10 protein-coding genes are annotated in these 11,819 nt (G+C 48.4%); 9 read left to right on the forward strand and 1 reads right to left on the reverse strand.

Annotated elements, in window-relative coordinates; translation table 11 throughout:
• The first annotated feature begins 52 nt into the window (after positions 1 to 52).
• The 9 genes from LZG74_RS22280 to LZG74_RS22320 all read left to right on the forward strand — a co-directional run bounded on the left by LZG74_RS22280 (position 53) and on the right by LZG74_RS22320 (position 8,230).
• Entirely contained in the window at positions 53 to 1,024 is a 972-nt protein-coding gene (locus tag LZG74_RS22280; RefSeq protein ID WP_233798696.1) for an aldo/keto reductase, read from the forward strand.
• Positions 1,025 to 1,942, forward strand: coding sequence for an AraC family transcriptional regulator (locus LZG74_RS22285; protein ID WP_233798697.1), 918 nt, complete (start codon positions 1,025 to 1,027; stop codon positions 1,940 to 1,942).
• A 33-nt stretch (positions 1,943 to 1,975) separates the two neighbouring features.
• Positions 1,976 to 2,545: a Crp/Fnr family transcriptional regulator gene (locus tag LZG74_RS22290; protein ID WP_233798698.1), complete on the forward strand. Its 570-nt coding sequence runs from the start codon at positions 1,976 to 1,978 to the stop codon at positions 2,543 to 2,545.
• A gap of 93 nt (positions 2,546 to 2,638) precedes the next feature.
• The gene (locus LZG74_RS22295; RefSeq protein ID WP_233798699.1) at positions 2,639 to 3,028 is read left to right on the forward strand and encodes a RidA family protein; all 390 of its coding nucleotides are present in this window, start codon (positions 2,639 to 2,641) and stop codon (positions 3,026 to 3,028) included.
• A gap of 156 nt (positions 3,029 to 3,184) precedes the next feature.
• A complete protein-coding gene (locus tag LZG74_RS22300; protein ID WP_233798700.1) occupies positions 3,185 to 3,541 on the forward strand; it encodes a type II toxin-antitoxin system RelE/ParE family toxin in 357 nt (118 codons plus the stop codon).
• A complete protein-coding gene (locus LZG74_RS22305; protein WP_233798701.1) occupies positions 3,519 to 3,830 on the forward strand; it encodes a helix-turn-helix domain-containing protein in 312 nt (103 codons plus the stop codon). The genes LZG74_RS22300 and LZG74_RS22305 overlap by 23 nt, the downstream gene beginning before the upstream one ends.
• A 437-nt stretch (positions 3,831 to 4,267) precedes the next feature.
• Positions 4,268 to 4,699 carry a hypothetical protein gene (locus LZG74_RS22310; RefSeq protein WP_233798702.1) on the forward strand — a complete coding sequence of 144 codons (432 nt, stop codon included), beginning with the start codon at positions 4,268 to 4,270 and terminating at the stop codon, positions 4,697 to 4,699.
• A gap of 12 nt (positions 4,700 to 4,711) precedes the next feature.
• Positions 4,712 to 5,869, forward strand: a complete 1,158-nt coding sequence (locus tag LZG74_RS22315; RefSeq protein WP_233798703.1) for a hypothetical protein — start codon at positions 4,712 to 4,714, stop codon at positions 5,867 to 5,869.
• A 12-nt stretch (positions 5,870 to 5,881) separates the two neighbouring features.
• Positions 5,882 to 8,230, forward strand: a complete 2,349-nt coding sequence (locus LZG74_RS22320; protein WP_233798704.1) for a protein kinase domain-containing protein — start codon at positions 5,882 to 5,884, stop codon at positions 8,228 to 8,230.
• A gap of 38 nt (positions 8,231 to 8,268) precedes the next feature.
• On the opposite strand, the gene LZG74_RS22325 is transcribed toward LZG74_RS22320, so the two are convergent.
• Positions 8,269 to 11,814: a carboxypeptidase-like regulatory domain-containing protein gene (locus tag LZG74_RS22325; RefSeq protein WP_233798705.1), complete on the reverse strand. Its 3,546-nt coding sequence runs from the start codon at positions 11,812 to 11,814 to the stop codon at positions 8,269 to 8,271.
• Positions 11,815 to 11,819: the final 5 nt, after the last annotated feature.

The raw sequence follows: 11,819 nt of genomic DNA on the forward strand, positions 1-11,819 counted from the left end.
TTTGAGCCGTGCAGGCAACTCGTCATGTGGTGTGAAAGCTGAACTTTGCATCATGAAAAACATCAAAAAAATTCAGTTGGGCCAGAACGGCCCGTTTGTGTCCAAACTTGGTTTGGGCTGTATGCGTATGTCTTCCGTGTGGGGCGGACCTACACCTGACGAAACAGAAAGTATCGCAACGATCCATGAAGCTTTGGATAGCGGCATTAACTTTCTGAACACCGGAGACTTCTATGGCGCCGGGCATAATGAAATGCTGATAGGCAAAGCCGTCAAAGGAAGGCGGGACGACGCTTTTATCAGCGTAAAATTCGGTGCCATTTTTCACAATGGCCAGTGGCTCGGAATGGATCTGCGTCCCATCGCGATCAAGAATTTCATCAATTACTCTTTGACCCGCCTGGGCATTGAGACCATTGACCTCTACCAGCCAAGCCGGATGGACGACAGCGTGCCTGTGGAAGACATTATCGGCACAGTCGCCGATCTGGTTAAGGAAGGCAAGGTTCGTCACATTGGCGTGTCGGAGATCTCTGCTGATCAACTCCGTAAAGCCAATAACACCCACCCGATAAGCGCGCTGGAAATTGGCTATTCACTGGCCGAGCGTCAGATCGAGACTGAGCTGCTCCCGACTGCAAAAGAGCTGGGTATTGGCGTTGTGGCATTTGCCAGCACTGCGGAAGGGTTACTGACTGGTGACCTGAAAGCACCGCTTGCCGCTGACGATTACCGCAACCATTTTTCCCGTTTTCAAGGCGAGAATCTCATCCATAATCTGGAAAAAGTCGAAGTATTAAAGCAACTGGCGTCTGATAAAGGCTGTACACCCACACAGCTTGCCATTGCCTGGGTGAATGGGCAGGGTGATCATATGATGCCATTGGTAAGCATGAGCCGCAGGTCGCGTTTGCCGGAGAATATGGCTGCCATGGATATTGTGTTTTCGTCGGAAGAAATGAACACCTTAAACACTACTTTTGCAATCGGTGCTATCCTTGGCGGCACCTATTTACAACGCTAAATGACCAGTCCAGCAGAAATTCTCCCCGGTGTTATCTTTTACTCCTACCTTTCTACGGAACGGAGAGAGAAGGTCTGTTTCTGGAACCACCATACATTGGTATTGCAGGTTTCAGGACAATTCGTGTTGGAAACGTCTTCCCAGAAGATCTCAATGACCGGAGGAGAATTGCTACTGATCGGCAGAAACCAGCTGGGCACGCTCACCAAAACTCCCCGACTGGCAACTCCCGGACTGGCAAGTCCCGGACTGGCAAGTCCCGGACTGGCAAGTCCAGGACAAGCATATTCCGGACCCGAAGGTTCAGTGCCTGGCGCTCATTATGAAACCATTGTAATATCCCTGCAGGAAGAACTGCTCCGGCGGATTGTGCTGGAAGAAAAAATTGAGGCGGATCACAAATATGTGGGTCCGCCCAATATGCTCATCCCGTTAAATGAATTCCTGCAGGGATATTTTCAATCCATTGTTCCCTACGCCCGAAACTCGGGAGCGGCTATGACGGACGAAATGGGTATCCTGAAAATAAAGGAAGGAATCAAATTGCTACTTCTTGCGGTTCCTACACTACGCAACTTTTTATTTGACTTTTCAAGCCCGGGTAAGATCGACCTGGAACGGTTCATGCTCAATAACTTTCATTTCAATGTCCCTGTTGAAAAGTTCGCACAGCTGACCGGCCGTAGCCTGGCAGCATTCAAGCGCGATTTCCTGAAAACATTCGGAGCTCCGCCTCGGCAGTGGCTGCAAGACAAAAGGCTGAACGAAGCCAAACATTTGATCGAAACCAAACACGAAAAACCCTCAGCCATTTACCTGGATCTGGGATTCGAAAGCCTTTCCCATTTCTCCCATTCCTTCAAGAAAAAGTTTGGCATAGCACCAACCGCACTGAATTATCGCTTTTCTCCAAAGTAAATTCAATCTTTGCCTTTCCAAATATGCAGTGAGATGACGTATCCTAAATTACGGCAACATATCGAAAAGCTGGTGCTCTTAACGGACGAAGAATTTGCATTCGTTGAGCAGCATTTTGTTTGCCGGAAGTTCAAAAAACACCAGTTCATGGTGCAACCCGGAGAGCTCGTGCCCTATAACTATTTCCTGTTGTCGGGGCTAACCAAACTCGTCTATACAGACGAAGAAACGGAAAAACAGCACATCCTGGCCTTCGCTATGGAAGACTGGTGGGACAATGACTTCGAAGCCTACTACACCCGCACAAAGGCCACACTCTCCATGGAATGCCTGGAAGATACTGAGGCCTTATGTTTGTCGCTCGACAATTTCAATGCATTACGCACCGGGCTGCCTAAGATCGATCATTTCTTTTTGGAAAAAGTAATGGCGGGCTTTCTTGCAGGTCAACGCCGGATCCTATCTCTGATGACATCCAGCGCCCAGGAGCGCTATAAACAGTTCGTTGCCCAGCACCCGACGCTGCTGCAACGGCTTCCCAAGACACAACTCGCTGCTTATCTGGGTGTTTCCCGCGAAACGCTCAGCCGGCTCGACTTGTAGTGTGACCTACCGCACACCAAAGTCGTGACGCAGGTCACAGGCTGATTTCAGATGCGAGTATTAGGTTTGCACTGGAAATCAAATCAGCTTAAAATGGAAAAGAAAATCATTAATCCCTGGAAATGGCAGGATGATCGCTCTTACAATCAGGGCGTTGAAGTGAAGCATATCGAAAGCACATTATACTGCGCCGGCCAGGCAGCTGTACATCCCGACGGAACATCAAGTGACGCCGATATGCGCACCCAGCTGCTGCTGGCCATTCATAATCTCGAACAAGTTGTAAGTCAGGCAGGATATGAACTAAAAAACATCGCGCGCCTGAACATATATACAACCAACCACCCCGAATTCTTCGCGGCTTTCGACACATTCACCGAATGGGTCACCAAAAACGAAATAAAACAAGTTTCAACAGTCGTCGAGGTAAAGACCCTCTATGAAACACTATGCGTGGAACTTGAAGCTACACTTGTGAAGTAGGGGTATTTATGGTTACCAAGTAGAAAGGCGGCTGTTAAGTCGCCTTTTTGTATTTTATAATGCCCTGCAAATTATTGTTAAATTAAAAAAAGGTAAGCGCAACTTCAAGAAATGTTACCTAATTAGCTAACTTTGTGTCCTGTTTAACATTGTTGAATGAGCACACACTTTATTAGGGATATCTTCTATTACGAAAGATATTATCTGGACTTCTTTGAGGAGCTGAAACCCGATGTTCGTAAAAAATTTAACTGGACATTGCAGCTCATTGCGACCATTGACAAAGTGCCTGACAAGTATTTCAAGCACATGTCCAACTCGACTGGAATTTATGAAATCAGAGTCGAGGTGGGGTCGGACATTTTTCGTGTTTTCAGCTTTTTTGACAAAGGAAACCTGATTATACTGCTCAACGGCTTTCAAAAAAAGTCACAAAAGACACCTAAGAATGAACTGGTTTTGGCAGAAAAACTAAAAAAACAATACTTCGATGAACAACGGGACTCTAGATAAGAAACTTACATCTTTCTCCGAGCATCTGGACGATCAGTACGGACAGCATGGAACGGCAGGAAGAGAGGAATATGAAGAGGAATTTGAAGCTTTCAAATTAGGCGCTATGATTCAGGAATTGCGAAAAAAACAAGGTTTAACCCAGGAACAACTTGCTGACAGGTGTGGTACAACGAAAACATATATTTCCCGCATTGAAAATAACGCCAGTGATATCCGACTTTCAACTTTGATGCGGATTGTCAGAGAAGGTTTAGGGGGCAACTTGAAACTGAGTGTGACGAGTTAGTTGCTGCGATAAAGCTCTAACTTCCTTTCCATCAAGACTTCCCTTTGTCAACACTGCCCATTACTCCCCTCCAACCCCTCTCCCTCGCAGCTTTCCCCCCACACAACTGCAAAATACCCATTCCGTAAAACGTGTTTTTACCTGCTTGCGCCAGATTACCTGATTTGTAAATAGGGTAATCTGACGCTTAAAAACGGATGCGTTTGAATATAATTTTGGCTAGATAAAAAATAACAAAATAAACATTACCAGCGGATCAGGATCGCGCGGCTTTGCCTCTTCCTGCCCTGCTTAATGTTGAAAATACGTCATTTTTTTTGATGAAAGGAGGTGCGCTATGGGGTAGTTTAATGATTTAGTGATGACGTTTTCACCCGATATTTTCCGGATAAAAAGTCGGGACCATGACTATTTAGCCATACATAAAAATAAGAGACATGAAAACTTTCAAATTCAAAGACCTTGCCGTTACAGTAAATTTTGATCCCAATAAGATAACCCTTTGCAGGATCACAAGTCCTTCGCTCCTCTGTCCGAATCCGACGGTCTTCAACTGCCCCGGCCACTCATTTTGTCACTGGCCTACAATCTGTCCTGCATTTACCTGCGGCGGTTGCAGCGTTATTGCGTGCAGCCATTTGCCTTCATTCATACCTACCGACTTCACAATCTGGAAAACCGGAACACCTTATCAGCAAGTGGTTGATGAATTGGAGGAAACGGAACTCAATGAATTCAAGACCAATCTGGCCGAGCTTCAAAGGTATGTCGATGTAAAAATTCAGGATGCGCCGAACCAGCTGGATATGCTTGAAAAGAAGTTGCAGGAAGCCATTGAGGAAGTGCGTGCGCAGCGGGGAAACCGATAAAACAACAGCCTGATGATCAAAGTCAAATTTCTTTTGCACGCAACATTCCGGTCAAATCCGGCATTTGAATTGGTTGAGCAGGGAAATTTAAATCCGCAGGAGCTTCGTGCTCTTGCGGATTTAAACACAGATCCTGAGTTCTTCGGCCTGTTCCGTCGGAAGCATATCGATGCCGCCGGCAGTGCCAAGCTGGCCTATAAAGAAGTGGCATTGCTGTTCTATTTTTTGCAGCATGCGGGTGAATTGCCACATTATTTTAAATCCGGGTATGATGATGATGTGAACCTGACGATGGCCAAACTCGTGCTGGAAGGCATTTTCGAAATCCAGGCTGGTCAGCATTTTTATTCGGGTTTTGCAGCGCACGAATTCCTATATAAAGCTCAGGAAGCAAGTATGGATCGTTGGCATCCATTGCTGGAAATATCAACTGCGGCGATCCAGTACGGGGTGTTGCTGAAAGAAGCGGATCAGGCTTCGCTCGCAAGCAAACTTTACGCATACAACACAATGCCTCTCTTCCTTGTGCCAGCCAATGCGCTGGGAACATGGGAAGAAGTAGAGGAATTTTTAAGAATTGGAAAAAATAACCGGATGAACCCGGAGCTGCTGGGAAACTGGAACAAGCACGAACCGAATCCGGATTACCGCTGGATCTCATGGAGCCGCAAGCATTCCAGGCGTCGCGATACGAGGCCACATTCCATCTATAAAATTTACATTAGTCCCGTTTTAGAAGAGCTGCCGGAGGTTTTTGAGAAAACGATTTCTGTCCTGACCAAATCCCAGGCATTCAGTTTCAAAATTGGCATGAACCGCGAGGGACTGCTCCGGCCTGACAAATTTGTGTCCTACTTCACGGAACTGGACCAACTGTTAGCAGCCGCCGAAATGCTCGCGCCTGTTTTGAAAAAACACAAAGCCCAGGGCGTTCCCTTTACCGCTTCGCTGGATGAAACGGGAATGTTGTCCTGGGGAATGGACAGCACTACGGACGAAACTACCAAGAATCGTGAGGGAGGAAGCTGGCGGGCCATAGTAACCGAAAAATTGGCCGCATCCATCACCTTGTCCAAAACCGAAAGGTTGCCCCCCGCTGAAAGTGTTGATTTTGTTCTAAAAAAAATGATGCTGGAAGGAGTCGATACGATGACCTGGACGGCAGCTTAAAAATCCAAAACTATGGCTTCCAATCAACTATACATATTACCGGAGGATGTCCAGGTGCTGCCCGTAGAAGCATTGCCGGAGCAGGCGCTAGCCAAATTCGAATACGAAGCGGACGACTTTATCGTCACCTATAAACAGGCCAGAAATACAAGCAAAATCATCGATGCATCTTCTGCCTCTCTTTTGCAGGAATTTCGCAAGCCAAAATCCCTGCCGGAAGGTGTCCTCACATATGCGCTGATGAACAACCTGGACGCGCAAAAGATCCTGGAAGGCTCCTATACTTTCCTGGCGAAACTCCGCAATGAAGGCTTTTTGGTTTCTTACGACGATACGTTTGGAGCAGGCAACCAATTTTTAAAGGCAGACGACCGGTTTAAAGACTATGAAATCGTATCAAAACTCGACGGCGTTGCGGATACTGAAATTTATAAGATCAAAAGAAATGGTCAGTATTATGCGCTTAAACTGCTCAAAACGAGTAAGAAAACACCCCAGTTACTGGCCAATTTTTACAATGAAATTGACATATTGAACACACTTGACGGTGCTATCAATCCGGCTCTGGCGGAACACGGAGAACATGGGACTGACCATTATCTGATCATGGAATGGGTTGATGGCGAAACATGTTTGCAAGCTGCCGAGAAATATCATAATCTTCATGACCAATCCAATGTGCTTGCATTGCTCGACATTTGCTGCCGAATTCTCCATGCTTACACAAACCTTCACAGTCAGGGCATTATCCATTCGGATGTGCATCCGGCCAACATTATCGTTGCCGCATCGGGTGAATTAAAAATTATTGATTTTGGGCTTTCCAGGATGGTTGCAAACGACCAAGTTCCCGCTCGGGGCGGCCTGGGTTTCTTTTTTGAACCCGAATATGCACAGGCTGTTCTTGACGCCAAACCTGCCCCACCTTCGACACTTGCCGGTGAGCAATATGCTTTGGGGGCCTTGCTATACCAGATATTTACGGGCAAGCAGTATCTCAATTTTTCCTATGACAAAAAAACATTGTTTACGCAAATTGTGAGCGAAACCCCCGTTCCTTTCAGCAGCCTGGACATTATTATAAACGATAACATTGAGAAAACGATCTTCAAAGCACTTTCCAAGCGTAAAAAGGACCGTTATGAACGCATTGAAGATTTCTATTTAGCCATGATGAAAGTGCAGGAAAGTTTCCCGGATCGATTTGCCGAAGACAAGAAAATGTCGGTGCAGGTCTTCCGGGATTCAATTCTGAAAGATTATGGATTTACTGGAAATCTCGTAAAAACCGGACTGCAACTGGCGCCGAAGAGCTCGGTCAATTTTGGCGCGGCAGGCATTGCGTACATGCTCTTCCGAAAAGCGTTGGTCAATTCCGGCGCCGAAACACTGGCACTTGCGGACGTGTGGAGCGATCGGGCAGCCGGTTACACGCACGATCCCGAGAATGGATTTTACTCAAAAGATATGGATCTCACTCCATCCATTGTCGGGCTTTCCTCTATTTACCATACGCCCAGCGGAGTAGATCTCGTTCAGGCGCTGATTAGTCAGGCCGCAGGGGATTACGGGAGTTACTATAATGCTGCCCGCAATTTTTTAGTGCACGCCTCGCAGCCGTGCGAGAACCTGGATCTTACGCTGGGTAAGTCAGCGGCGTTGATTGGCAGTTCGCTTATTTTGGAAAATATGCCTTCCTATGACAGGTTCACAAAAAATGATCTGCTGGCTTTTGGCAAAAATACGATGGAAGAAATATGGTCCGCTATCGATGCCTATGCCGCCATTAGCGAGAAAAACCCGATTAATTATAGGGGAATTGCGCACGGCTGGGCGGGAATTTTGTATGCTACTTTGAAATGGTGTAAAACTTCCGGGCAACATTTACCGGTTCGCTTTTTCGAAAGGGTTGAGCAACTGGTCAGTCTGGGCATTGCAGAAGACGGGCATTTACGCTGGGAAATCTCCAATACCGAACCCGTCTCATGGACCGGCTGGTGTCACGGATCGGCAGGATACACCTTTTTATGGACAGCTTTATTCCACTTCACCTCCCACGAACATTACCTGGATCTGGCGACGAAAACGGCCAACCACTTTTTGAATGCAGCCCAGCCCGGCATGAATGGCAGCTTATGCTGCGGCAGATCAGGCGAATGTTATGCACTTTTGAGTGTGTATAATGCTACAAAAAACGATTTTTACCTGACTGAGGCCAAGCGCATCGCTAAACAAATGCTTCCCCACATTTATTCAGGGCAAATGAGAAACCATAGTCTGTATAAAGGCAACATCGGCGCAGCAGTTCTTTTCGAGGAGCTTGAACACCCTGAGTTCGCCCGCATGCCATTATTTGAATAACGGGATTTGCATGCTCCACTCAGGATTGATTAATGTCTTTACTGAACCCGCACCAGCTGAACACCGTACACCGGGCGGCCATTTGCCGTAATTCCTTGTATAACAATCCTTAATGTCCGCACGGTGTCTGACAGGGGAAAGCGCAGCTGGCTGTTGCCCTGGCTATCAGTTTGAATCATGGGTTTCCAATATAGCACATCCCGGTCGTCCACGCGGCCGGAAATGGTGGTGTCGGTTGTTTCTATATCGTAGCGCGGCACATAAAATTCCCGCTGCACCGATGGGTAGCCGATGAACTGGATCGGGGTCATTCCCTCTTTCGGTTTTGTGCCTGCCTGCATGGAACGCGCACTTTTGGAGTAGAATGCAATAACCCCGTTACCACCCCTAACGCCGTATATACCCGTCGAGCCAGCATTTTTCAACAGTTCAACACGTTCAATATCTCTCGGATTGAAGTTCATCAGCGCATTTCCGTCAGGGTCGTCGATCGGTAAACCGTCTATTAAAAACAAGGGCTGTCCACCGCTGCGGACAGACACAAGGTATCCAGGGGGCGCTGTTATACCTTCTGCTGCGACCGTGCGGAATACAGTCACGCCCGCAAAGCGCCCTTGGATCATTTCATACAAATTCGGATAATTTGGTGATTTGTCACTAAAAATGACGGTGGCGTCCGCATTATTATGCAGACTACGCATTTGAATGTCGTCAGGCCTCTCACTGTATTTTTGCGCACGAACTGTTACTTCGTCTAGCTGTTTAGCTGCTTTATCACGGTATAATTCAGTATTTGCTTCCTGACGGCCGCGGGCAGCTTTCAGTTCTGCTTCAAGGTCGGACCAGTTTGGCGGAGCAATTATTTTACCAAATTCCCAACTTTTACCAGGCCATTCCTGAACCAGAACGGCTTCTTTGGAAGATATTTTCCGGAAATTACGCCCGGCAATCTGCACCATCAATGTTGCCGTATCTGCAACGGATAATCCAGGTAGCCGAAAGCGTCCCTGCTCGTCGGTGCCTGCGGATCTTTCGAACGATTGCCCGGGCTTTGTGGACGCCACGGTAACCTGTGCGCCGGGAATAGGTTGCTGTTTCGGATTCAGAATGCGGCCGCTGAACGACACTCCCCCGAGTGAATCAGCTTCCGGCGTGCCGCTTACCCGCCGCCAGCCCTGTGTTAACAGCATGTCATCCAGCTCTTTGCGCATCTCCGCTGATGGATTAGCGAAGTATTTATTGGGATTTTCAACACGCCCGCGCAGTTCTCCGGTCAGCAGTAAGTGTGCTTGCACATGGGCATCGGCGGTGTCGCCCGGCACTTTGCTGGCATCGGTGATCGATGCCGACAAGGCTGCTGACGTGGGCGCTCCGTTATCTTTCAGGTTAAGGCTCACCGCGACTTGTTCCCGCGGCTGATAGTTCGTCTTGTTTAGTTTCAATGTTACCAGAACGGGCGGCACGGATTCGGGCACAAAAAACAAGCGCTCGCATTGCGGCGTGGCTTTGGCATCGTAAAGCGTAACCTGCCCAAGGCCTGGCAACCATTCCAGCATAGGCAGGCTTATTTTGGCTGACCCATTTTGCAAAATGATTTTTCGCTGATCCACTATCACACCGCGTTGCTGTATCAGCACATACACCGAGTCCGGTGCATCCCGATTGGAACTCATGATGGTCAACGCCAGCCTGGTTGAATCACTCAGTGCGTCGGCGGAAAGCAATAATCCTTGGTTTTCAGGTTTGGGTAAAGCAATGCGCAGCAACTCCTTATTATAGGTTATTTCTGCGAAGTAAGTTAGCTGCGGCTTGGGTTCCATCAGCACGCTCGTCATCCCCTCGCGATTGGTTTTAAACCGAACCACTTCAATGCCTGCATCGTCCACAATGCGTCCTTCCGCCTGGAATCCATAACCGTTGGGCTGTATGATTTTCATACCCAAACGCGCCGGTAAACCGGAAACCCAGCGCCCGCCTTCCGGCAAAATCTGAACATCCAATGGCTGAGTAACAGAATCACTTTTAACGGGCTGACCGTTTTTCACCAAATTATAAACCGACACAGACCGCTCGAATGCAGGGCGCCGCTGGCCATCATCCTCATCGGTATAGGCCCGCAGGCGATACGTTCCTGTCGTGAGCGTATCGGACAGTCGGAGATTTCCCTGGCCGCGCCCATCTGCAATGCGTACCCACTGATGCTCAACCAGTTTACCTGTCGAGGTAAGCAGGTCGACGTGCATGGCGGTTTCACCACCGGCCCGACGGTAATTCGTTGCGTCGAGTAAGTATGCGCTCATCCAGAGGCGGTCGCCGGTGACATAAAACGGCTTATCTATGTGCACAAACAAGCTGGGTGCCAACAGCTTATATCGATTGTCAAAATTTGCACGGATACTTCCCAGGGCGGTGTCAGACGGCGCGAATTTCCCCTTGGTGGCCAGTGCGCCGGTTGAAACGGATTCCATTTCACTTGCATTGGGCTTCCAGTCCGCGGGCAACATGGTGGATAGCCTGTCGCCACCCATGGAGCCTTCCACTTCCAGGCCCTCGGGCATTGTAATGAGCCCATCCACGGTCATTTGCAGCTGTCCGGTCGGTAATTGCAGTGCTGTGTAGGCGTAACGGGCATCGGGATACGGTGAGAAATTGGAGACCGCTTTGGTATAAAACACGATCAGTTTCATGGGCGAAACCAACCGGCGCTCGGTCGGTAAACGGCCGGGCCGGATCACTTTGGAACGCTGGATCGGCACCAGACGCTTGTATTCGCCAATGGCAGCAGTAAGCGTAATGGTTTTGCGTTCGACGGAGATTGGCTTGGTGGCGTCCTCCTGATAAACAAGAAAGCCCGCTTGCTCAAAAGTACTATCGACCAGGGTGGCCATCAAATGCCGGATAGATCCCCCGTATGCGGTCAGCCGATTGCGCCGGAACCGGTCAGCCTGACGTTCGTTCTCAGGTTTCAGCTCTTCGAACCGCGCCGTTCCGGCCGAGTATAGCTTCCCGGAAGGCGTAGCATCGAAATGCTGCAAATCATAGATCAACCTATAACCTAATGCTTGATTATCAACGATTAGCGGCGCATCGGCTGTGGCATATAAGTGATTATTTTCCTCTTTAAAATTAAGAACGTCACTGTTTACAAGCACGCATTGCCCGCCAAACGGCTCACCAAAAAGTTGCTTTTTAAACTGACGCAAATTTCGTTCCGACCGCTTCGTATTGCCTTTTACTGTTATCGCATCCAGCATTTGTTCGCTTATTTTGAGCTGGAAATCGGCTTTTTGCGGAGATGTATTTTCAAACCGGATTTTTTGCGCAGCAGATTGATATCCCACAAAAGATGCCACAATCTCAACCGTGCCAAGTGCGCTTACGGCAAGCGCATATGCTCCTTTTTCGTCGGTAACGGCCCCCTGGGTGCTGCCATTGACATATACATTGGCAAACTGCATTGGTTTTCCGGTCGTGGCATCTGTCACATAGCCGGTTAGTCGGGCTGTGGCTTGTCCGTTAGCCAGCAGGCAGGAGCCTGTGAGTAAAATGAATGTTATCCAGACAGTGAGGAATGAGCAGCGCATAGTTA

This window comes from Dyadobacter sp. CY327 (assembly GCF_021390415.1).
GTDB lineage: Bacteria > Bacteroidota > Bacteroidia > Cytophagales > Spirosomataceae > Dyadobacter > Dyadobacter chenhuakuii.